General features: G+C 51.9%; 26 protein-coding genes. 14 read left to right on the top strand and 12 right to left on the bottom strand.

Annotation, left to right across the window (positions count from 1 at the left end; all coding sequences use genetic code 11):
• Positions 1-2: 2 nt before the first annotated feature.
• Entirely contained in the window at positions 3-1,049 is a 1,047-nt protein-coding gene (locus GKC03_04945; GenBank protein ID NYT11885.1) for a hypothetical protein, read from the bottom strand.
• A gap of 42 nt (positions 1,050-1,091) precedes the next feature.
• Complete coding sequence (locus tag GKC03_04940) at positions 1,092-1,934, bottom strand: flavodoxin family protein (protein NYT11884.1); 843 nt, start codon at positions 1,932-1,934, stop codon at positions 1,092-1,094.
• A gap of 117 nt (positions 1,935-2,051) precedes the next feature.
• On the opposite strand from GKC03_04940, the gene rfbD (GKC03_04935) reads away from it, so the two are divergent.
• The 5 genes from rfbD (GKC03_04935) (at position 2,052) to GKC03_04915 (ending at position 6,944) form a co-directional block, all read left to right on the top strand.
• On the top strand, positions 2,052-2,975 hold the full coding sequence (gene rfbD, locus GKC03_04935) for a dTDP-4-dehydrorhamnose reductase (GenBank protein ID NYT11883.1): 924 nt from the start codon (positions 2,052-2,054) through the stop codon (positions 2,973-2,975).
• A complete protein-coding gene (locus GKC03_04930; GenBank protein NYT11882.1) occupies positions 2,972-4,045 on the top strand; it encodes a glucose-1-phosphate thymidylyltransferase in 1,074 nt (357 codons plus the stop codon). The genes rfbD (GKC03_04935) and GKC03_04930 overlap by 4 nt, the downstream gene beginning before the upstream one ends.
• A 63-nt stretch (positions 4,046-4,108) precedes the next feature.
• On the top strand, positions 4,109-4,387 hold the full coding sequence (locus tag GKC03_04925; protein ID NYT11881.1) for a MoaD/ThiS family protein: 279 nt from the start codon (positions 4,109-4,111) through the stop codon (positions 4,385-4,387).
• 156 nt (positions 4,388-4,543) lie between these two features.
• A complete protein-coding gene (locus GKC03_04920) occupies positions 4,544-5,761 on the top strand; it encodes an iron-containing alcohol dehydrogenase (protein ID NYT11880.1) in 1,218 nt (405 codons plus the stop codon).
• Between the two features lie 70 nt (positions 5,762-5,831).
• The gene (locus GKC03_04915) at positions 5,832-6,944 is read left to right on the top strand and encodes a radical SAM protein (protein NYT11879.1); all 1,113 of its coding nucleotides are present in this window, start codon (positions 5,832-5,834) and stop codon (positions 6,942-6,944) included.
• A gap of 35 nt (positions 6,945-6,979) precedes the next feature.
• Here the strand turns inward: GKC03_04915 and GKC03_04910 are convergent, their stop codons facing one another.
• The 3 genes from GKC03_04910 to rfbC all read right to left on the bottom strand — a co-directional run bounded on the left by GKC03_04910 (position 6,980) and on the right by rfbC (position 9,227).
• Positions 6,980-7,693 carry a radical SAM protein gene (locus GKC03_04910; GenBank protein NYT11878.1) on the bottom strand — a complete coding sequence of 238 codons (714 nt, stop codon included), beginning with the start codon at positions 7,691-7,693 and terminating at the stop codon, positions 6,980-6,982.
• Between the two features lie 143 nt (positions 7,694-7,836).
• Positions 7,837-8,688, bottom strand: a complete 852-nt coding sequence (rfbD, locus tag GKC03_04905; protein ID NYT11877.1) for a dTDP-4-dehydrorhamnose reductase — start codon at positions 8,686-8,688, stop codon at positions 7,837-7,839.
• A 5-nt stretch (positions 8,689-8,693) separates the two neighbouring features.
• The gene (gene rfbC / locus GKC03_04900) at positions 8,694-9,227 is read right to left on the bottom strand and encodes a dTDP-4-dehydrorhamnose 3,5-epimerase (GenBank protein NYT11876.1); all 534 of its coding nucleotides are present in this window, start codon (positions 9,225-9,227) and stop codon (positions 8,694-8,696) included.
• 143 nt (positions 9,228-9,370) lie between these two features.
• On the opposite strand from rfbC, the gene GKC03_04895 reads away from it, so the two are divergent.
• The 8 genes from GKC03_04895 to GKC03_04860 all read left to right on the top strand — a co-directional run bounded on the left by GKC03_04895 (position 9,371) and on the right by GKC03_04860 (position 14,932).
• Positions 9,371-10,642, top strand: a complete 1,272-nt coding sequence (locus tag GKC03_04895; protein NYT11875.1) for an alpha/beta fold hydrolase — start codon at positions 9,371-9,373, stop codon at positions 10,640-10,642.
• 381 nt (positions 10,643-11,023) lie between these two features.
• On the top strand, positions 11,024-11,308 hold the full coding sequence (locus tag GKC03_04890) for a rubrerythrin (GenBank protein NYT11874.1): 285 nt from the start codon (positions 11,024-11,026) through the stop codon (positions 11,306-11,308).
• A gap of 150 nt (positions 11,309-11,458) precedes the next feature.
• The gene (locus GKC03_04885; GenBank protein NYT11873.1) at positions 11,459-12,040 is read left to right on the top strand and encodes a rubrerythrin family protein; all 582 of its coding nucleotides are present in this window, start codon (positions 11,459-11,461) and stop codon (positions 12,038-12,040) included.
• Between the two features lie 17 nt (positions 12,041-12,057).
• Positions 12,058-12,441: a desulfoferrodoxin gene (locus GKC03_04880; GenBank protein NYT11872.1), complete on the top strand. Its 384-nt coding sequence runs from the start codon at positions 12,058-12,060 to the stop codon at positions 12,439-12,441.
• Between the two features lie 136 nt (positions 12,442-12,577).
• On the top strand, positions 12,578-13,705 hold the full coding sequence (locus GKC03_04875; protein ID NYT11871.1) for a hydrogenase iron-sulfur subunit: 1,128 nt from the start codon (positions 12,578-12,580) through the stop codon (positions 13,703-13,705).
• 179 nt (positions 13,706-13,884) lie between these two features.
• Entirely contained in the window at positions 13,885-14,190 is a 306-nt protein-coding gene (locus GKC03_04870) for a hypothetical protein (protein NYT11870.1), read from the top strand.
• Between the two features lies 1 nt (position 14,191).
• Entirely contained in the window at positions 14,192-14,506 is a 315-nt protein-coding gene (locus GKC03_04865; GenBank protein NYT11869.1) for a DUF5320 domain-containing protein, read from the top strand.
• 39 nt (positions 14,507-14,545) lie between these two features.
• Positions 14,546-14,932 carry a metal-dependent transcriptional regulator gene (locus tag GKC03_04860; protein NYT11868.1) on the top strand — a complete coding sequence of 129 codons (387 nt, stop codon included), beginning with the start codon at positions 14,546-14,548 and terminating at the stop codon, positions 14,930-14,932.
• Positions 14,933-15,194: 262 nt separating this feature from the next.
• On the opposite strand, the gene GKC03_04855 is transcribed toward GKC03_04860, so the two are convergent.
• The gene (locus tag GKC03_04855; GenBank protein ID NYT11867.1) at positions 15,195-15,542 is read right to left on the bottom strand and encodes a cupin domain-containing protein; all 348 of its coding nucleotides are present in this window, start codon (positions 15,540-15,542) and stop codon (positions 15,195-15,197) included.
• A 231-nt stretch (positions 15,543-15,773) separates the two neighbouring features.
• On the opposite strand from GKC03_04855, the gene GKC03_04850 reads away from it, so the two are divergent.
• Positions 15,774-16,847 (top strand): glycosyltransferase family 2 protein, encoded by a 1,074-nt coding sequence (locus tag GKC03_04850; protein NYT11866.1) that lies wholly within the window; start codon positions 15,774-15,776, stop codon positions 16,845-16,847.
• Positions 16,848-16,879: 32 nt separating this feature from the next.
• Here GKC03_04850 and GKC03_04845 read toward each other — a convergent pair whose 3' ends face one another.
• The 6 genes from GKC03_04845 to GKC03_04820 are packed head-to-tail and all read right to left on the bottom strand — an operon-like array spanning position 16,880 to position 20,089.
• Complete coding sequence (locus tag GKC03_04845; GenBank protein NYT11865.1) at positions 16,880-17,266, bottom strand: hypothetical protein; 387 nt, start codon at positions 17,264-17,266, stop codon at positions 16,880-16,882.
• Positions 17,256-17,540: a DUF59 domain-containing protein gene (locus GKC03_04840; GenBank protein NYT11864.1), complete on the bottom strand. Its 285-nt coding sequence runs from the start codon at positions 17,538-17,540 to the stop codon at positions 17,256-17,258. Before GKC03_04840 ends, GKC03_04845 begins: the two co-directional genes overlap by 11 nt.
• A 42-nt stretch (positions 17,541-17,582) precedes the next feature.
• On the bottom strand, positions 17,583-18,026 hold the full coding sequence (locus tag GKC03_04835) for an iron-sulfur cluster assembly scaffold protein (protein NYT11863.1): 444 nt from the start codon (positions 18,024-18,026) through the stop codon (positions 17,583-17,585).
• Positions 18,019-18,882 carry a P-loop NTPase gene (locus GKC03_04830; GenBank protein ID NYT11862.1) on the bottom strand — a complete coding sequence of 288 codons (864 nt, stop codon included), beginning with the start codon at positions 18,880-18,882 and terminating at the stop codon, positions 18,019-18,021. The genes GKC03_04835 and GKC03_04830 overlap by 8 nt, the downstream gene beginning before the upstream one ends.
• Entirely contained in the window at positions 18,879-19,721 is an 843-nt protein-coding gene (locus tag GKC03_04825; GenBank protein NYT11861.1) for a P-loop NTPase, read from the bottom strand. The genes GKC03_04830 and GKC03_04825 overlap by 4 nt, the downstream gene beginning before the upstream one ends.
• An 8-nt stretch (positions 19,722-19,729) precedes the next feature.
• Complete coding sequence (locus GKC03_04820; GenBank protein ID NYT11860.1) at positions 19,730-20,089, bottom strand: dinitrogenase iron-molybdenum cofactor biosynthesis protein; 360 nt, start codon at positions 20,087-20,089, stop codon at positions 19,730-19,732.
• Positions 20,090-20,121 lie beyond the last annotated feature (32 nt).

Here is a 20,121-nt window from a genome sequence, read left to right as displayed (position 1 = left end):
ATCTAGTGATGGGGTAGGGCCTCCGGCATCCTTCGCTCTGAATAATCCGAAGATGGCATGGAATCCTCGGTTGGCTCAGCATCCTCTGGCTCTTCGATGATGCTCTCGATTACTGGAGTGAAAGGATCAACCAAGGCTCCTTTGAATCCCCGCTCTTGGAGGGTTTCGAAATCCGTCTCGCGCACTCCTCCACCGATCAATATCTCACCTTCATATCCTTCAAGATAGTCCACCAGATGCTCCGAATATCCTTCTCTCTTTCCTAGTCTAGGGAGATCAATGATGGCCAATCGTTCAAAACCAGTGTCGAATAGAAACCGCACGAGTCGACCTAGGTCCGTAGGCCCAGCATCAGATCGATCCCATCTCACCTCCCTGTCGATGTATATGCAGGGGACACATCGATCGGATAGATCGAATATCTCTTCGAAGAGCTTCGTGGAAGGGCAACTGAGGGTACCTGCGACAGCCCAGGAGATGTCCATGGCGAAGCTATCAAACAGGTCCTGCACATCTCTTATTCCAATGTCGAGCCACATTTCATAGCGGTGTTTGATGAGCTTCTTGAGAGCCATGAAATTCGGTTTACCATCGTTCATACCAGAGAGGTCCATCAGGAACATCTCGCGGGCGTTATACCTCTTTCCAGAGACGGCTCTCCAGTAATCAAGGAAGGGAACGCTGAATTCCAAAGGTTCGAGTCGATTCTCATTCCAGTTCACATTGACGACTCTGGCCACCTTTCCTATCGGGAGCTCCATAGGACCCATCCTGAATAGGGGTCCAGTGTTCAGGGGCACGATGGGCACTCTAAGGAAGTCCTCCACGGGTAGATCCTGGGTTTGCGATTCGGCAGATTCTCTAAAGTCCTGGACCTCGTAGCTTGAATGAAAATCAAGTGGGACAGACTCCTTCCCGCAATCAAGGCACCAGTACTTACCGTCCTTGTGGTCCAGTTGGGCCATCGGTCCTCCAAATAGAATCTTAGGCTCGATCCTTGTGGAGCCACAGTATGAGCAGGCCCTGATCCTCTGTTCCTTTTCTTCCATCCACTTCAGCGAAGGAAGACACCTCAGATAATCCTTTCGAAGCTAGGGGTCATCCTCGGAGAATAGATCGTCTTCCTCATCTTCCATAGGGTATCTCTCCCTCGCCAGACTGCGTGGGCATCGGAGAGGATGCTTCTTTTCCCTACCGTCCTGTACCTCATGATGTCCTTCAAGGGCAGGATGGATCTCATCTTCCGAGAAGAGAAGGTCCTCTTCATCCTCATTAGAATACATCAAGTCCTTTCCCCAGACCTCCACCCCTCGACCTTCAATCGTCCTCTCCTCAACCTGCTGTTCTGAGACCATATCCTCTCCCAGGATCAGGCTGGCTATTGCTGAGGTGAGGTTCCTGGCGTAGCAACTTTCTGCAATATCCTTGTTGTCTGCGACTGGCACCACAAAGGCCATGGTCTTCTGGAAACGGAGCAGGTCGCTGAAGAACCTGGAGTATCTTGAAGCAGTCTCGTCATAGACAATGCAACCTTGGTCGTTATTGCATGTGAACACCGCCAGCATCCCCTTACTAGGGGGCATGGTGGTGTTGAAGGGGGCTCCATTTCCCTCTTTCCTGACCAGGAAGGCATACAACCGGTCCAGGAAGCATTTCATTCTCCCCGATTCCGCGCCCATGTAGATCGGAGAGCCCAACATGAGGATGTCGGCCTCCCTGATCCTGTCATAGAGAGATTTCATATCGTCGTCGACCGCGCACTCTCCCGATTCCTTGCAGACCATGCAAGCCCTGCAGTCTTCGATGTCCAGATCGATCAGATGTATGAACTCGCATGAGCAGCCCATTTCTACCCCGGTCTCCATGAGGAATTTCAGGAGGGCGCTCGTTCTCCCATCCTTTCGAGGGCTTCCGTTGATGGCCAGGATATTCATCTAACTCCAGACCCTAAGAAGCGATATCCAATATAATCCTGTTGAGTTCTCTAAATCGATGTGGGATCACAACGGCTCCACGAAATTTTTTATCAATCAGTGGCCATTTCTTTCCTCATGAGGAGAGTGGCAGTGGTGGGCTCCTCTGGGCTGGTCGGCTACCACATCATTAAAGAAGCAGAGTCCAGAGGCTGGAATGTACTGGGTACCTTTCTGACGAATGATCCCGGAGTCATATCATGCTCAAGCCTGGACATACTGGACCCGGAGGGGGTGAATGATCTGTTGAGTCGATTCCAACCAGAAGGTGTAATCCTAGCGGCTGCTGTCAGCGATGTCGATGAGTGTGAGCGAAATCCGGGGGTGGCTTGGAATGTCAACGTGGAGGGAACACTGAATGTGGCCGAGGTCTGTGCGAGACTTGGGTGCCCCATGCTCTTCATCTCTTCTGACTACGTATTCAACGGGTTGAAGGACTCCCCGTATCGTGAAGAGGATTTACCGGATCCCCTCAACATATATGGACGAACTAAACTGGAAGGAGAACGGCTTGTGCTTGAAGCGTCAGTCCAAAATATTGTCTGTAGAGTCTCAGTGGTCTTTGGATGGCAGGGCACTTCAGTTCGGGACAACATCGTCCTCAAGGTCCTTCGCAGGTTGAAAGCTAATGAGGAAGTATCACTCTTCAATGACCAGTGGAACACTCCTACCTACGCTCCGGAGGCCGCCTCCCTCATGCTTGACCTGTTGTCCAAGGATAGAGGAACGATCTCGATGTTCGAGGGTGAGGGTAGAGGCATCTTCCATTTGTCTGGAAGAGAGTGCGTCTCACGCTACGAGCTGGGTATGCTGGTAGCTGATGTTTTTGATCTTGATCACAATCTGATACGGCCCTTGAGCATGGAGAAAGCCGGTATGTCAGCACCAAGGCCCAGAATCTCCTGTCTTTCGGTAGTAAAGGTGGAAGCAGAATTAAATACGAGTATCACCTCGTTGAGGGAAGCACTTGAGGATATGCGTTCTAGGGAGGGAGAGAGCTGAAGGGACTCATACTCGCCGGCGGGAGTGGAACGAGGCTCAGGCCGCTCACACACACAGGGCCAAAGCAGCTCATTCCAATTGCCAACAAGCCGAACATCCTGTACTGCTTAGAGGATCTTAGAGAGGCGGGAATAACTGAAATCGGCGTCATACTGGGCCAGAACATGCCAGACAAGGTCAAGGCGCTGCTGGGTGACGGCTCGGAATACGGGGTGAGGATGACCTACATCACCCAAGGAGAACCGATGGGAATCGCCCACGCCGTGGGATGTGCAGAGGAGTTCATCGGTGGCGAGCCATTCTGCGTCTACCTGGGTGACAACATACTCAAGGGCGGAATACGCTACATGAAGGAGCGGTTCGAGCACTCGGACCTTGAGGCACTGGTGGCCCTCTGCGAAGTGGATCAGCCACAGAAGTTCGGTATTGCCGAGTTGGACGAGAACGGTGAGATCAAGTCCATAGTGGAGAAGCCTAAGGACCCTAAGAGCAATCTCGCCATGATAGGCATCTACTTCCTCAGAAAGAGCATCTTCCCCATCATTGACAGCCTGAAACCCTCTTGGAGAAACGAGCTGGAGATCACCGAGGCCATAGATGGTATCAGGACGAAATACGGTCGTGTAGAAGCGATGAGGGTCAAGGGTTGGTGGAAGGACACTGGCAAACCGGAAGACATCCTTTTTGCGAATCACCTGGTGCTTGAAGATCTTGAGGGAGAGATAAACGGAAGGATAGAGGATGGGGTGATGATTCGCGGACGCGTTTCCATTGGGGGCGATACCTTGATCAAGAAGGGAACCGTGATCAGGGGCCCCGTCAGCATAGGTAGCGGTTGCGTGATAGGTCCAGACAGTTATATCGGGCCATACACCTCCATAGGAGATAGGGTGATCATCAAAGGCGGGGAGATTGAGTCATCCATTGTGATAGAGGGTACTATGATAGATTGTCAAGTTAAGATCGTAGACTCTCTCATCGGTAGTGCATCGACAATAGTCTCCTCAAACGGCCGTCTTCCAAAGGGCTATCGTTTCGTGATAGGTGAGAATTGTCAGGTGATTTTGTAGTGACCATCTATCCTGGTGGTTCCAAAAGGTTTTTCCTTCTTCAGTTTCCTTGGTTCAATTGAAATGAGAGTACGAGTCAAACTGTTCGCGTCCTTCCAGGAGATCACCGGAATCAAGGAGGTAGAGCTGGAAGTCAATGATGTCAGGGGAATCATGAACCAGATCGCGGACCTTTTTCCAGCCATGGAAGGGGAGATGTTCACCTCTTCTGCCAGAGAGGAACTTCGACCGAGAGTCAAGGTAATGGTGAATGGCAGGAACATCGATTTCTTGGATGGCCTGGACACAAAGGTCGATGCCAAAGACAGAATCGCGGTTTTCCCACCCGTGGCCGGAGGATGATAGGACCAAGCCTCGTGCATGCCATTCCAATCGATTGAATTGGAATTCATTTCACCTATGCATTTCTCTCAATGATCGCTGGATTCCGTCCATCGATCGACTGACATACGGAAATATTTTCAACTCTACCTGACATTCTCAATCAGGGGTACTCGCTTGACCATCAATTTCGATAAGATGTTCACTTTCTCCCAACCCGGGAGAATAGTCTTCGGCTTTGGAACGATATCAAGGGTGGGAAAGGAGGCTCGATCTCTTGCAGGGGGTCCAAGAGCCCAGGTCATCACGGACAGTAAGCTCATGGAACTGGGTCTTGTGGAACCTGTGATAGAGGCTCTGAAGGCCGCCGGGCTTGAGACCGAGGTCTGGGCTGGCGTCGCCGGAGAGCCAACGCAAGGCTTGATCGAGGAATGTAGAAAGGACATCGAGAACTTTGCTCCAGATGTCTTTGTGGGATTTGGGGGAGGAAGCAGCATCGACGTGGCGAAGATCGTCGCTGGACTGATGACGAATCCAAAGGATCTGCATGATTACTTCATGAAGGATCTGGGGGTTGGGAGGTTCGAGAATCCTTCGAAACCCCTGCTTGCAGTTCCCACCACCGCCGGGACTGGTGCGGAAAACACTTGGCTTGCCATCACATCACTGGACGATGTGGAGGGAAAGGTTGGCTTCGCCGATCCCAAGATAATCCCACCCAGGGCTCTGGTGGATCCTGGGCTTACCATGGCTCTCCCGCCTGGAATCACCGCTTCCACGGGAATTGATGCCCTTACCCACATTCTTGAGCCATACCTCAACGCCAACACCAACCCATTCACAGAGGCGCTGGCGTTGCAGGCAGTGAGGATTGTGCCGGTTTTTCTCCCTAGGGCTTTCAAGGATGGAAAGGAAAAGGAGGCGAGGTTCCAGATGATGATGCAGGCCACTTTGGGTGGGCTTACCCTCAACTACGGAGGCGTGAGTGAGGGGCATCTCATAGGACAGATGGTGGGGGGAAGATACCACATCCCTCATGGGGTCTCACAGGGGATTGCCTTACCATACTGCTTGAGGTACTCCCTGGACATATTCCCAGAAGGGCTGGCAAACCTTGCCAATTGGTGGGGCATTGACATCTCCGGCCTTGATATCAAGGAGGCGGGTCTAGAACTGATCAAGGCGAGTGTGGACCTGCTCAAGGAGCTGGGGATGCCATGGAATCTACGGCAGATAGAAGGTGTCAACAGGGACGATCTTCCCGAGATGGCCAGTGCGATAGCCACGCAGCCCTACTTCATCACCACCGCGGCGAGCTGCTGCAGGAAGATAAACACCGAGAAAGACTATCTCTGGATCCTGGAGAGAATGTACGAGGGAAACTTCCTGGATTGATCCTGGACTGCATTATTCTGTAGCAAAGCCGACCGCAAAATTTCTTATTTGACAATGATATTTAGCCTGGATGTCCTCCAAAGGGGATTCCGATGCGGAGAAGCGCTTCGATAAGATATCCGGAAGCAATCCGTATGGTAATCAGAACAAGCTTCTATGGCACATGCCCAGGATATGTGAGTTCCTGAATACGGGATCGACTTTCCCCATCCAGGTGGAACTGAATCCGACAAACAACTGCAACATGGCCTGCAAGTGGTGCTTGACCGAATACGCGCGCAAGAAAGAGGATATCGACATGGACGCGCTTAGGAAATTTCTCAAGGAGTTCGCCGAGCTCGGGGGGAAATCCATAGACTGGACTGGGGGAGGTGAGCCCTCTATCTACCCGCACATCGACGAGGCGATCGAGTACGCGTCCGAAATGGGATTGAAACAGGGCATGATGACCAACGGTCTGTTCAAGTCGAGCCTGGTCGACATTCTCGTCGAGAACATGACCTGGGTTCGCTTCTCCCTCGATTCGACGGATAATGATTCGTACTGCGAGATGAAGGGCGTGGGCCAGGGAGCCATGAAGCGCGTACTGGAGAACATGTGCTCGATGTGCGAGTCCGAAATTCGTCCTCGAGTCGTCGCCAACGTGAACCTCTCGATGTGGAACTACCCTCATCTTGAACAGACAGTGATAGACGCGAGAGAGCAGGGCATCGACGGCTTTCAAGTGAGGCCGGTACTTCCACAGCCAGGCGAGCTTGTGAGCGAGGAGGAGATCGACTTCTACCGCGACGTGGTCGCAAAGCTGGAAGCGCTCAAGAAGCACGAGCGCGAAGGATTCCAGGTGTTCTTCTCCTACGACAAGTTCATGGACATGGTGTCGGGTGATGTCTACCTTCGGCCATATGACAAATGTCAGTATCACCAGTTCATTCTGGTGCTCAACGCCAACGGAGATCTGTGCGTCTGCACCCACCATCTTGACGACGAGAGATTCACCTTTGGCAATATTCACGATAACTCGGTGAAAGAGATCTGGGAATCGGACATGAGGAAAAGAACGACAGAGTACTGCAATCTACTGGACTTCTCCGAATGCCAGGTCTGCTGCAAGGGGCACGAGCTTAACAAGCTTCTATATTTCATCCAGAATCCGAATCCCAGGAGCGATCCCGACTTCTTCTAGGTTGCCACTAGGAATATGATCAACCCAATTGAGACTCAGGCCACCCTTATCTTCCTGTATCTCTGGTCCCTTTCCGCGGGATCCATGCTCCATTCTTTCTCTGACCAGCAGGATAGTGTGACAGTCTTTAGCCATTGTTTTGCGCCGGCTTCGGCCCTCTGCACCTCTTCGAAACTTGGTCTTCTCCATGGTGCGTCAGGGACCGGGATGTAGCCTATGATGTGGTACGGGATGGTATCGTCAATCGAAGACACGAACTCGGCGATCCTCAATATCTCCTCGACATCGATCAAGCCTGGAATGAGCACCGAACTCGCGTCCAGCTTCACACCGTTCTCGTATGCGGTCCTGAAGTTGCTCTGGACCATGCTGCTCGGTACCCCGCAGTGGTCCACATGGATGTTTTCCTTGAGTGTCTTGATGCTGATGTTCGCCTCGTCGATGCCCTCAGGGGGAACTCTAGCTCCATTTGAGTGGCCTAACTTGGTGACAACCCCCATCTCGTCATGAGCAAAACTCGCCAGTTCGGCAAGTCCAGGATACGTGGTGGGCTCCCCTCCTATGAAATGCACCCGGTCCACATCGAGATTGGACAGTGCTGTCTTGACCTCATCATCGTGGAGGAACCTACAGGGCATCTCCCTTTCCTTCAATCGGTAGGAACACCATGTACACTTGAAGCCGCAACCGTGATTGTGGACATTCCCTCTCCGATAGTCGGGGTTATATGTTACCTTGTGAATAGCCATGCTTCTTCCGCCCGCGGTTTCCTTCGATCCGATAATAATTACGGTATACAATCGTAACACTTATTTCTGAATCGTATTACGAAATATTGGAATAGGTATTTTTACCTTACCCCTATCAGAACAATTCTATGATGGATCCATATTCATTCTTGAATATGGCCTTTTTCCACCAAATAGGCCTTGAGTGCGTCCTTCCAGAATCGCATCTCTATACCCGCCTCCCGCAATCTATGATTGGAAAGGGACGAATCGCTGGGTCTTCTTGCGAGCGTGGGGTATTCCGATGAGATGATCGGATGAATTGCGGGGGTCTTTCCGAGCAGTTGGAATATCGCCTGGGCAAACTCGAACCAGGAGCAAGATCCGTAGTTGGTGACATGATAGGTGTCAAACCTTAACCCTCTCTCTAGAACAGCTCTTATGGCCTCTGCGGCATCCAGTGTGTATGTGGGTGACATGACAACATCATCGACTACTTTGAGCCCATCCTCCTTGTTCACATTCCGAATCATTGTCTCGATGAAGTTGCCCCCCTTTCCGCTGGCTCCGGCGGTTCCGAAGAGGGACGAGACCCTCAGAATGTAATGTTCGGGAGAGTATGCCCGGGTTAGAACCTCGCCTGCGAGCTTGCTCGATCCGTACACATTGATGGGTCGAACCGGATCCTCCTCGTAATAGTGACCACTTGTCCCGCTGAATACGTAGTCGGTGCTGATGTAAACGTTCACCGCTCCGATCGAGGAACAGATCCTCGCCACGTTCAATGCACCTATGGCATTGACCTCAAAGGCTTTCTCAGGCTCGTTCTCGCAGCCATCGGTTCGGTGGAATGCGGCGGTATTGATCACCGCATCTGGAGCGATCTTCTGCAGGACCTCACAACTCGAAGGGTCAGTGACCTCGATATCCTTGTGACCTAGAGCAACGACATCCTCGAAAACCTTGACCAGATCAGATCCCAGCTGCCCTCCAGCTCCTATAACAGCAACCTTCAAGATGATCACTCCTGGAATGGAGCCCATGTTCCATCCTTTTCGGACACTATCACATCTTTCAGAGGCCATTCTATCCCGAAGGCTGGATCGTCGTACCTGTATCCTCCCTCGGTCTCGGGAGCCCAGAGCTCGAATGCCATATACTCCACTTCGGTCTGATTCTCTAAAGCCTGATATCCATGAGCCATTCCCTCCGCCGGTATGAAAAGCATCGTTCTATTCTCTTCAGATAGTAGCTCCCCGACCCATCTCCTGTAGGTTGGGGATCCCTTCCTCAGGTCGACAGCGACATCGAATATCGAACCCCTAGTGCACCTGATGAGCTTGGCCTGGGCTTTCGGAGGCCGCTGGAAATGAAGTCCTCTTATCACACCCCGATTGATATTGTAGGACAAATTGGTCTGGGCCACCTCGGCCTCCAGACCCAAGGCACGGAACTTCTCAGTCTGAAATGCCTCCGCAAAGAAACCCCTCTCATCATAGAAACGCTCCAGCTCGATGATGTAGACGCCGGCTATCGCGGTCTCGATGAACTTCATCCTTATCAGTCCCGAATCTCGTGGGAACACCATTATCCTTTCGTGCCCTTTCTCAACGAAAACCCCATTTTTCGGGTTTTAATCTTAGAAATCAACTATCTCGATGGGTTACGGTTATTGCCATTTCGATCTATACGTGTTTCATGGGATCGGAAGAGTGCAATGATCAGACGCTCACAATCATCGGAATGCAGCTGGTAGGCTTTCTCGCGAACGGAAACTTCGAGAGAGCTCACACTCTTTTTGCTACGGAAATGAAGGCAGCCATGACTCCCCATGACCTGGAAGCGGCCTGGAAGGGTGTGATACAAAAGTTCGGATTGCTCCTGAGGTTGAATGGATCCCGGCTCGAGAGAGAGGGACCCTACAATATCCTGTATGTTACCGGCGTCTTCGCCTCAGGTTCTATTCTGGATGTGAAGGTCGTGTTCAACGAGGCCTGCGAGATCGCCGGAGTCTGGTTCGTCCCCGCCCAATCTGATTTCAAGCCTCCGGAATACGCAGATCCAACAGCGTTCGAGGAGAAAGACTGCACGGTGGGTAACTGCGGTCTTCCAGGGAAGACGACCATCCCCACGGGGAAAGGACCTTTCCCGGCGGTGGTTCTGGTACATGGTTCCGGTCCCAACGACATGGACGAGACTCTCTGGGAGACCAAGGTGTTCCGGGACCTGGCCTGGGGTCTTTCCAGTGATGGGATTGCGGTCCTTCGCTACGACAAGCGACCCAAGGCCCGCCCGGACCTCTTTGATTCATCAATCCCGTTCACAATAATGGACGAGGTGATCGAAGACGCCTTGGCTGGAGTGGAACTGCTTACCCAAACCAAGGAGGTGGACCCTTCCAGGATCTTCGTGCTGGGACACAGTCTTGGAGGAATGATGGCTCCGCGTATCGCATCGCTCGACGATCGAGTAGCAGGGATCGTCATGATGGCAGGCGATGCAGCCAAGCTGGAGGATGCCTTCCTCGAGCAGATTGAGTACTTAGTCAACTTGGATGGGATCATCGATGAGAACGAGGCCGCCCTCCTGGTGGAGGCAAGGGAGACCGTCACCAAGATAAAGGAACTTGACATCGGCGATGGAGAGATGGTGCTGGGCGCTGGAAGGAGCTACTGGGATGACCTTGCTTCTTATGACCAGATGAAGGTCGCCTCTTCCCTCAAGGTGCCCATGCTCATCCTCCAGGGCGAGAGGGATTACCAGGTCACCATGGAGGACTACGATCTCTGGAAGAAGGCGCTCTCTGGCAAGATCGTCAAGTTCATCAGCTACCCCACTTTGAACCATATGATGATAGAAGGTGAGGGTCCTTCCACCCCGCAGGAATATACTCTGCCTGGACATCTGGCCCAAGAGGTTGTAGAGGACATCGTTGACTGGATAGGGAGCTTGTTACCGGATGGTGTTTGACAATCGTCCAAGTTCTTGGTCAATTTGAATTGTTATCATCAAAGATAATAAATAAATAGTATCAGCTCAATCCTTTATTAGTAATCCTTTGGAAGAAAACGAATATGAGAATATCCAGCGGATTACTTCGTCATTCCTGATCATTAGATTAGGTCATCTGACGGCAGAAAACAGCTTTAGAAGATTCAGATCCTTCTTGGGTGAATAAGAAGGGCCTGGAAAGACAGTCGATATTGCGTAATCTCGAAACCCCTTTTGCTACGGTGGCCAAATGGCCATCCCCCCTCTTTTTCCGGTCAGCCTTCTCACTCTCTAGAAAGATTTAAGGGAATGAGGTCGGAATATTATCCAGGGGTGGAAAACCCCGGGAGGAGAAATATCATGATGCATACAATACCGATCGATCTTAATAGGGTCAAGCAAGAGGACATCGACCGTGAGATTCTAAGAACGGCAATCATCGCTGAGCTGGATGCCATTAACCTCTATGAGCAGATGGCCGCCTTGGCCAAGGATGTGAACATCAAGAAGGTCCTGATGGAAATTGCGGGCGAGGAGAAGACACACGTCGGTGAGTTCCAGACCATGCTCTTGATGAAAGATGAAGAGCAGGTGAAGGAGCTCGAAGCCGGCAGGGAGGAAGTCGAGGAGATGTTGGAGGAGTGACCCCTTCGGCGCTTGCCCGGAAAGCTCGATTTTCGATTCGGGAATGGCTTTTCCGGGGGTTTCAACCTCCGCCTTCAACGCTTACACAGGGTATTACCGAAATCGTGAAATACCAAGGGTAGAAATTAATTTGTTTAGGAGGCTATCCATTTGAAAGGGACAATTGAAAGCCTAGCGAAAGCGTTTATTGGCGAAAGTCAGGCGAGGAACCGATACACCTTCTATTCGAAAGTGGCCAAGAAAGAAGGTTACGAGCAGATCGCCGAGATATTCAGGATCACAGCAGACAATGAGAAGGAGCACGCCGAGTGGCTCTTCAAGCTCATGAACCGGTTGAAGAAGGGGGACCCCAACTTCGATGACATCGATGTTCCGGCCGATGTTCCCACCATATGTGGTGACACCATCGCCAACCTCAAATCCGCAATTACAGGGGAGAACTACGAACATACCAGAATGTACCCGGAGTTCGCGGAGATCGCCAGGAAGGAGGGCTTCCCTGAGGTTGCGGAAAGGCTACTGAACATTGCCAGAGCGGAGGAGCATCACGAGGAGAGGTACATGAAGCTCCTCAAGCAGCTGGAGGCTGGCACGCTCTTCAAGAAGGAAAAGGAAGTCTGGTGGTTCTGCCGGGAGTGCGGATACAAGCACTTCGGCAAAGAGCCGCCGGAAAAGTGCCCTTCATGCGATCACTCCAGGTCGTACTACCAGCTGATGTGTGAGGAGTTCTGAAACTAGGAAATGATGATATGACTAAGAGTATGCAGGTTTACGAGTGCGAGGTCTGTGGTAACATCATTGAGGTATTGAGAGAGGGCGTGGGACAGCTGATCTGCTGTGGCGAGCCCATGATCCTCTTGGAGGTACACAGCTCTGATCAGGGTTACGAAAAACATGTGCCAGTAATCGAACGCACATCAAAAGGAGTAAAGGTCAAGGTTGGTGCCAACCCCCATCCGATGCTGGAGGAGCACCACATCGAGTGGATCGAGGTCTGCTGGGGAGCTGGTCTGTCTCAGAGAAAATTCCTAAAGGCAGGCGATGCGCCCGAGACCGAATTCTGTGTCCCCGCGGACAAGATCAAAGCCCGGGAACACTGCAATATCCACGGTCTTTGGTGGGGCGAGGAGTGAATTTCGCAGAAACCATTTCCCCCTCCTAATTTTTCATTTTCTATAGATTCTTAACACCATTAAATATATGATTCAGTAGATACCGTACCTCCTTATAGGCAGGTCTTCCTGAAATATAGGCCAAGGAGTGTAATACATGGGCGAAAATGGCTGCAGAATTGGAGTTTTTCTCTGCAATTGCGGTGGTACTATTGACAGCATAGACCTCCTTGAGGTGGCGGATCATTGCAGGAAGATAGATGATGTGATCCATGTTGAGATGTACGATTTCCTCTGTTCTCCCAGCATGAGCGAGTCCATGGGTCAGACCATCAGAGATTATGATCTCGAGAGGATCGTGATAGGAGCCTGCTCACCGAGAATCTACATGGATCACTTTCGGGATATCATCGAGAGTTCTGGGATGAATCGCTATATGGTCGAGATGGCCAACCTACGAGAGCAGTGCGCTTGGATACACACCTGCGATGGCAAGGGGGCAACAGAGAAGGCCAAGGACCAGATGCTCATGGCCATCGCGAGATCAAGAAGGATGACTCCCTCGATCCACGGCACGATCGCTTCGGTCGATGCCGAACTCTGCGACGGATGCGGTGTGTGCAAGACCGTCTGTGAGGCTGACGCGATATCCATTGTCTCCCGTAAGGATGCAGAGGGGCTGCTATCCAATGTGGATCCCAAGATCTGCGAGGGCTGCGGTGTCTGTGTCTCCTCATGCCCCAGCGGTGCTATGGACATGGAGCTCTTCTCCAACGATGAAATCCTTGCAGAGGTTGACGCCGCTACCGAGGGAAGCAATGGATTTCCTCACATCGTGATATTCGCCTGCCACTGGTGCGGCTACGCGGCGGGTGACATGGCTGGCATCAAGCGCATCCAGATGGATCCAAGGTTTCGGGTCGTCAGAACACTCTGCTCAGCCAGGGTCGATCCCGAATGGATACTGAGGGCGCTTTCCAATGGAGCTGATGGAGTCATGATAATTGGTGGAAAACCAGGACATTGTCACTTTGAGGTTGGCTCCCTTCGCACCAGAAAGAGAATGACCTTGCTTGGAAAGCTGCTTGCACAGTTCGGCTTCGACAGGGGGCGGTTCAGCGTAGCTTGGATAGACGCAGATCAGGCCGAGGAGTACGCCAATGTCGTGGACAGCTTCATAGAAGAGGTGGTGAAGCTGGGTCCAAACCCAATGAACGAACCCAGGGAGGAGGTCTCTGGACTCACTGGAACCTGGGCGGAGAAGCTGGCCCGGTTGAAGGAGTAGTTCGTTAAATTGCACAATTGCGCATTTATACATAAAGATATGCGCAATAATTCATAAACTATTTATATTACTTCTACATAGTTCATATATGGAGTGTCATACGACCTCCTTGGCTTGCACAAGCTCCGGACCCGCGGGAAAATGATGACACTCCATCCCCCCTCATATAGGTGATTGAGATGCCAGGCGGATATGGAAGAGGAAATCGATATAGGTGGATATACAGGCAGACCGGGGTCCCTGGGTGGGCCAGGGGTAGATATCAGATCTACGGTCTGGGTCAGCCTCCGGAAGTGATGTATCCCTATCCCGAACCAGGGATGGTGCCATACCAGTACCCACAACGGATGCGGATCGATCCGGAAGAGGAGATCAGGATGATGGAGCAGGAGCTCGAGATGATGGAGATGGAGCGTGATGACATCTCCGAGGAGATCGAGTCCCTGAGGAAGGAGATAGAGAAAAGAAAGAAAGGTGGTGATTGAGATGCCCAGAGGAGATGGAACGGGCCCCATGGGAGCAGGTCCCATGACAGGTAGAAGGGCCGGATTGTGTGTCGGGTATCCCATGCCGGGTTTCGCCAACCCAGAAGTTCCCAGAATGGGAATGGGATGGGGCAGAAGGCGTGGCTTCGGAAGGGGAAGAGGCCTTGGCATGGGATACGGCAGAGGTCCCGGTAGGGGGTACGGCCGATTCTATGGTTGGGGTCAGTGCTACGACCCTTACTTTGACCAACCCTACGACCCGTACTATGACCCATACTACATGCCCCCAAGGCGCGGGTCCTGGTATCGCTGGTGAATGAAAGGGCCCTAGTGCCCTCCTTTTATTGGAGGTTTCATGAGGCGATCTTCGGTCGAGCAGTACCTCAAGACCATCAAATCCCTTCAGGAAAGGAACGATCGGGTGTGTACTTCCCTTATCGCAAAGCGTTTGGGGATCAGACCATCCTCGGTGAGCGAGTTCTGCAGAAAGCTCAACAACAAGGGATACATTGCCTGGAAGCCCTATCAGGGCGCCCGGCTGACCGAGAGGGGAAAGGAGATCGCTACCAGGGTGGAACAGAGGTACCAGGCCATTCTCAGATTCCTCATCTTACTCGGCGTGGAGGAGGATGAAGCGATCATCCAGGCATGTAGACTTGAGCATGAGATCAGCGACGATTCTGCAGAAAGGCTTCAGAACCTCATAGGCAAAATTGATTTAGTATTGCCACCTAAGTATTAACGGGGTGAAAGTATCTTCGCAACAAGATGGTTCGAATGCGTCAATTGCGGCGAGCTATTCGAGGTACCATACGGAGAACCCAAGCCAAATGAATGCCCTGAGTGCGGTTGTACCGAGATCAAACGAAGCCTTCACGGTATCCTTTTCGATAACAGCGTCATGGAGGAATTCAGGTCTGGCTGACATGAACTGACATGTCGCAGGTGACTTTCTCAAGAACTATCGTTCAAGCTGCTACGACTTTTACGCTCAGCCCCGCCCTCTAATCCATCATGGGCACGACACAGATGAAGTGCAGCTCCCCTTCTCCAATGTTCTGGAAGTTGTGCTTGGTGTTCTCCGGTACGAAGATCACACCTCCCTCGGTCAAAACGGACTCCTCACCGTCACAGACAACCTTGCACTTACCTTTCATCACGAAGACCTCGTGCTCCCAAGGATGGGTGTGAAGGGGGGAGTGCCCTCCCTCAGCGATCTCGAAATACCGCATGGCGAATCTTGTCGCTTGATCTTTCTTCGAGATCAACCACCGGATCTTTGCACCTTCGGCACCCTCTTCGGTGACATTCTCAAGCTCAACGTCAGTGTAGGGAACGGCCTTGAATCCCATATCCCCGTCATGAGTCCCGAGATGATATTTACCTTTTCATATTCATGAGATGAGTGTTCTTGATCCGACCTCATTCCCCTTGTGTAAAATGAATGTATCAATCTTGATTTTTATCAAATGGAATAATGAAATCCAACTGACAAGTTCCCGTCATAATTACCAATCTTGATAACGAACACAAAAGATATATGGGAGGTCATTGTTAATTTTCGGGGGGAGCCTGAAGTCTAGGTGATCAATATTAGTGACAGAGGGAATGGGATAGTCTGCGTCATACCTGCTTTCAACGAGGAGGTTTCCATCGGCAGCGTGGTTCTCGAGGCGAGAAAGCATTGTGAGCACGTCATCGTAGTCAATGATGGATCCGTTGACAAGACATCAGAGATAGCCCGGCTTGCAGGGGCCGAGATCATCGACATGTCAAGGAACACTGGGAAGGCAAACGCACTGCTGACTGGACTCAGACATGCTGGTACCAATGGCTTCAAGGCCATTGTCACAATGGATGGGGATGGTCAGCACGATCCGGGACAGATATCGTCACTTGCCGCTCCCGTTCTGAATGGGGAATCCGATCTAGTAATTGGCTCTCGCTTTCTGGAGAGTAAGCATCGAATACCAGCCTACCGGAAAGCAGGCCAAAAGGTGCTCAACGGACTGACCAACGCTGCATGTGAGCTCGACATAACCGATTCCCAATCCGGTTTCCGCGCTCTCAGCAAGACTGCCATTTCCAACCTTGACTTTCATTCGAAGGGGTACAATATCGAATCCGATATGATCTGCAATTTCGCGGAGAAGGGGCTCAGAGTCAGGGAGGTCCCTATTACCGCTATCTATGATGTGCCAAACAAACACAAGAAGCACCCAGTGACCCATGGCCTGTCCGTGATGGGCAGGATAATCAACACGGTCAGCAAGAACAGGCCCCTGCTCATGATTGGCGTTCCTGGTTTCGTTATCGCATGCGTTGGACTGATATTGGGTTTCCTCTCACTATTTGAGTTGACCATTTGGGGCATGGGGTGGCTTTTCCAGACCGTGGTTGCTGCTTTCCTGTTCACCCTCGGATTCGTCATGTGCATCTGTGCACTTGTGCTGAACTCGCTCTCGGATCTTCTGAGAGGCATCAAGAATTACCTGGAAAAACAGGATGTGAAGCCCCAATGTCGTGGTGCGGATGATTTCCTTGGAGAAATGCCGCCCGAGACAAGGAACATCCTTTCACAGAATGTATCCTCGGCTCAAGGCCATATACCAGATATCGCTCTGGAGAACGCTGTGATGAAGGAGATCAACAACTGATCTCTGACACACTCTAAGTTCATTTCTATTCTTCAGAGGCCGTGCCTTCTCTTGAAAATCTCTATCAGATCCCTTATCTTGCCCTCATCCTCACTGGCCACCATGATATTGGCCTTGGATAGCTTGGAGTAGCCGTGCATTCCTATGGCGCCGGTGATAAGTGCCTCCACACCCAATGAAATGACGATGTCCGCAGCCTTCATACCGGCTCCCATGTCCCAGGTGACCGCCTCATTCTCCACTGACTCGAACTCCATGGTTTCAGTGTCCACAACCAGGAAATAAGGGGAGTGGCCAAGATCCTCCCCTATCTCCGAGTCAAGTGATGGTTCCTCAGCAGAGACTGCTATCCTCATGATATCAAAAAGGAATGGACAGCGCCCTATATGAAGAACCAGGGAAGGACTCTCAATCAACATTCTTTGATAGAACTACCCTCTCGTAGTCCGCCACGTGAATTTCGACCTTGCGAACTCCGGAAACGGATCCCACCGCTTGTTTAATGCTGAAGGCTACCTGAACGCTGGAACACAGCATTGCCCCGGGAGAGAAGATCAACCGGACATGCCCATCCTTGATTTGCACATCATGAACCAGATCTAGGTCATAGACAGAGGCGTTGCTCTCGGGAATCATCACCCCACGCAGGGATTCTATGATCTCAGTCCTTAGAACGTCCTCCGTACGTCTCAATTTTATCCTCTATATACCGTAAGAATGCGGGATAGTATAACTTTACCCTACTACGCCCTTAGCGTATAGGTCATCAACCGCCTTATATAGGGTCGAGACGGCGAGACCTGCGCAGTGCAGGCTGTCCTCTGGAAGGCCTCCCAACTCATCAATTAGATCGTCATCGGTCATCATCAGCACATCTGCGAGTTCCAAGCCCTCGACCATCTTCATCAACCTGCTCCCCACGGCCATGGTTGCCCCGCAACCATCGGTCTCAAAGCTCGCCTCCAGGATAGTCTTTCCATCGACCTTCAGGTAGATCCACATGGTGTCCCCGCAGATCCCCTGAACCTGGGCCCGGCCATGAGCGTCCTCCATCTTCCACATGTGGTAGGGGTTCCGTGATTCCTTCAATACGATCGGCGAGTAGAGGCGTTCCTCATCTTCGACTATCCTGGCCTGTATCTCCTCAATGGCCTTCTCGAACGGGTCCTTCTCACTCACTCAGGATCTCCTCCATCTTGTTCCACATATCCTTGATGATCGGAGCCAGGGGATTATCGACATGCTCGATCAGTGTTTGTCCCTTGATCATGGATTCCGTGGCCGAGTCATGGTAGGGCAGCCGGCCCAAGAATGGTACATCCCGCTCAGAGCAGTAGGTCCTTATCTTGTTGGTGTTGTCCTCATTTATGTCGGCCTTGTTGACGATGACCGCGGAAGGGATTTTGAAGTGTTCGGCGACCCCAAGCACTCTTTCCAGATCGTGCATTCCCGACAGGGTTGGTTCAGTAACCACAAGGACCATAGAAACGCCGGAGATGGCGGCGATCACCGGGCATCCTATTCCAGGAGGACCATCTATGAGTACGAGATCCTTCTCACTATTCTTAGCGACCTTCCTTGCCATCTCTCGCACCATGGCCACCAGCTTCCCCGATGCCTCCTCTCCAGCCATCAGCGATGCGTGCACCATGGGCCCGAACCTAGTGCTTGAGATGAAAGCTTCTCCAGATATGCGGTCTACCATCGAGATGGCGTCCTCCGGGCAAACCAGCTGGCAGACGGCGCATCCCTCACAGCTGTCGCGTATTATCTCGAAATCTTCACTGATGGCCGAGAATCGGCAGTGATCCAGGCAGCGACCGCAGTCGATGCACTTATCCTCGTCCTTGATCGCTAGCTTCAGTCCCAGGAAGTCCCTCCGCTCCTCCACAAGTGGATCGAGTATAAGGTGCAGGTCAGCCGCGTCCACGTCGCAGTCCGCAAGAACGGCGTTCTGGGCAAGGGAGGCGAAAGCGGCAGCCAGCGTGGTCTTTCCCGTGCCGCCTTTCCCGCTTATCACAGTGACTTCCATCACGGTCCCGCCTCCGCTATCTGATATATCCTCCAATAGGACTGGAGCATGATCTCCCTGTACTCTTGTAACTCAAAGATGAAAGGTATCCCATTCGAGTACATCTCTGCGATCCTGCGATCATTGGGGATGCGCATGACGATCTCTATGCCCTCCTCTTCACAATAGCGATCCACACAATCATTGCCCACTCCATCCCGGTTGATTATCACCCCTAAAGGGATGTTCATCTTCCTGACGACATCGACGGCAAGCTTCAGATCGTGTAGGCCGAACGGCGTTGGCTCTGTGACCAGCAGGGCTATGTCAGCATCCTTCAGGGTGTCAATCACGGGACATGCCGTCCCGGGAGGGGCATCGTAAATCACCACGGAATGATCTTTGGCGTACTCCTTGACTCTCCTGATGATGGGCACTGCAAGGGGTTCCCCTACCTCCAGCTTTCCCTGGTAGATGTCCAGTTCGGCAATGCGGGCGTGGTCTATCTCACCAATTTTCCTCGTGGATTCGGTAACTGCGTTCTCTGGACACAGGATCGCACATCCACCACAAGAATGGCACATGTCTTGGAAGAACAGCAGCTTTTCGGGAAAGACCGCGATGGCATTGTACATGCAGAAATCAGCACATTTGCCACAGTAGGTACACCTATCCAGATCGAATACCGGGACAGGAAGTCTCACTTCCTCCAATTTCTGCATGGACGTGTTGAGGAAAATGGCACAATTTGGCTCCTCCACATCGCAATCAACGAGGGTACACTTCTTGAGGGACAAGGCGAGGTTCACAGCCACCGTGGTCTTTCCCGTGCCGCCTTTCCCGCTTGCGACGGCTATCTTCATCATTATCACTAGTGCTCATGCTCTTTACAGGCATTCTGGGCGTTTGCAGGTTCCAATCTACCATCCTGGAGCGCTTCTATTGCCTCCCTCACCGTGCCTTGGGCTCCGGTGTAGACATCGATTCCCAGCTCCTGCAGTCGATTTATAGCCCTCATTCCCGCATTGAAGACTATCATGACATCGGCACCGGTTTTCGCGATCAGGTCCGGTGGAAGCCCCACCCCTCCACGATGTTCGCTGGTGTTCTCAACTATCTTGACAAGGTTGGTCTGGGTGTCAACGATTGTGTATGTGGGTACCTTGCCGAAATGGAGGCCAACCTCTTCGTCCAGCCCCCGCTCTCCATTGGTCGGTACTGCTACCTTCATTCGAATCTCTCCTTCAGTTGATCTGGGCCTCC

The organism is Methanomassiliicoccales archaeon, assembly GCA_013415695.1.
Classification (GTDB): Archaea; Thermoplasmatota; Thermoplasmata; order Methanomassiliicoccales; family JAAEEP01; genus JAAEEP01.
This window is presented reverse-complemented; position numbering and strand designations above follow the sequence as displayed.

Excerpts from the sequence above, each read along its gene's own strand:
- GKC03_04870 (NYT11870.1), top strand. The coding sequence starts at position 13,885 with ATGCCAGGCGGATATGGAAGAGGAAATCGATATAGGTGGATATACAGG.
- GKC03_04855 (NYT11867.1), bottom strand. The coding sequence starts at position 15,542 with ATGGGATTCAAGGCCGTTCCCTACACTGACGTTGAGCTTGAGAATGTC.
- GKC03_04875 (NYT11871.1), top strand. The coding sequence starts at position 12,578 with ATGGGCGAAAATGGCTGCAGAATTGGAGTTTTTCTCTGCAATTGCGGT.
- GKC03_04865 (NYT11869.1), top strand. The coding sequence starts at position 14,192 with ATGCCCAGAGGAGATGGAACGGGCCCCATGGGAGCAGGTCCCATGACA.
- GKC03_04895 (NYT11875.1), top strand. The coding sequence starts at position 9,371 with ATGGGATCGGAAGAGTGCAATGATCAGACGCTCACAATCATCGGAATG.
- GKC03_04910 (NYT11878.1), bottom strand. The coding sequence starts at position 7,693 with ATGGCTATTCACAAGGTAACATATAACCCCGACTATCGGAGAGGGAAT.
- GKC03_04860 (NYT11868.1), top strand. The coding sequence starts at position 14,546 with ATGAGGCGATCTTCGGTCGAGCAGTACCTCAAGACCATCAAATCCCTT.
- GKC03_04925 (NYT11881.1), top strand. The coding sequence starts at position 4,109 with ATGAGAGTACGAGTCAAACTGTTCGCGTCCTTCCAGGAGATCACCGGA.
- GKC03_04825 (NYT11861.1), bottom strand. The coding sequence starts at position 19,721 with ATGAAGATAGCCGTCGCAAGCGGGAAAGGCGGCACGGGAAAGACCACG.
- rfbC (NYT11876.1), bottom strand. The coding sequence starts at position 9,227 with ATGAAGTTCATCGAGACCGCGATAGCCGGCGTCTACATCATCGAGCTG.
- GKC03_04940 (NYT11884.1), bottom strand. The coding sequence starts at position 1,934 with ATGAATATCCTGGCCATCAACGGAAGCCCTCGAAAGGATGGGAGAACG.
- GKC03_04845 (NYT11865.1), bottom strand. The coding sequence starts at position 17,266 with ATGTTGATTGAGAGTCCTTCCCTGGTTCTTCATATAGGGCGCTGTCCA.
- GKC03_04945 (NYT11885.1), bottom strand. The coding sequence starts at position 1,049 with ATGGAAGAAAAGGAACAGAGGATCAGGGCCTGCTCATACTGTGGCTCC.
- GKC03_04820 (NYT11860.1), bottom strand. The coding sequence starts at position 20,089 with ATGAAGGTAGCAGTACCGACCAATGGAGAGCGGGGGCTGGACGAAGAG.
- GKC03_04915 (NYT11879.1), top strand. The coding sequence starts at position 5,832 with ATGTCCTCCAAAGGGGATTCCGATGCGGAGAAGCGCTTCGATAAGATA.
- GKC03_04880 (NYT11872.1), top strand. The coding sequence starts at position 12,058 with ATGACTAAGAGTATGCAGGTTTACGAGTGCGAGGTCTGTGGTAACATC.
- GKC03_04890 (NYT11874.1), top strand. The coding sequence starts at position 11,024 with ATGATGCATACAATACCGATCGATCTTAATAGGGTCAAGCAAGAGGAC.
- rfbD (NYT11883.1), top strand. The coding sequence starts at position 2,052 with ATGAGGAGAGTGGCAGTGGTGGGCTCCTCTGGGCTGGTCGGCTACCAC.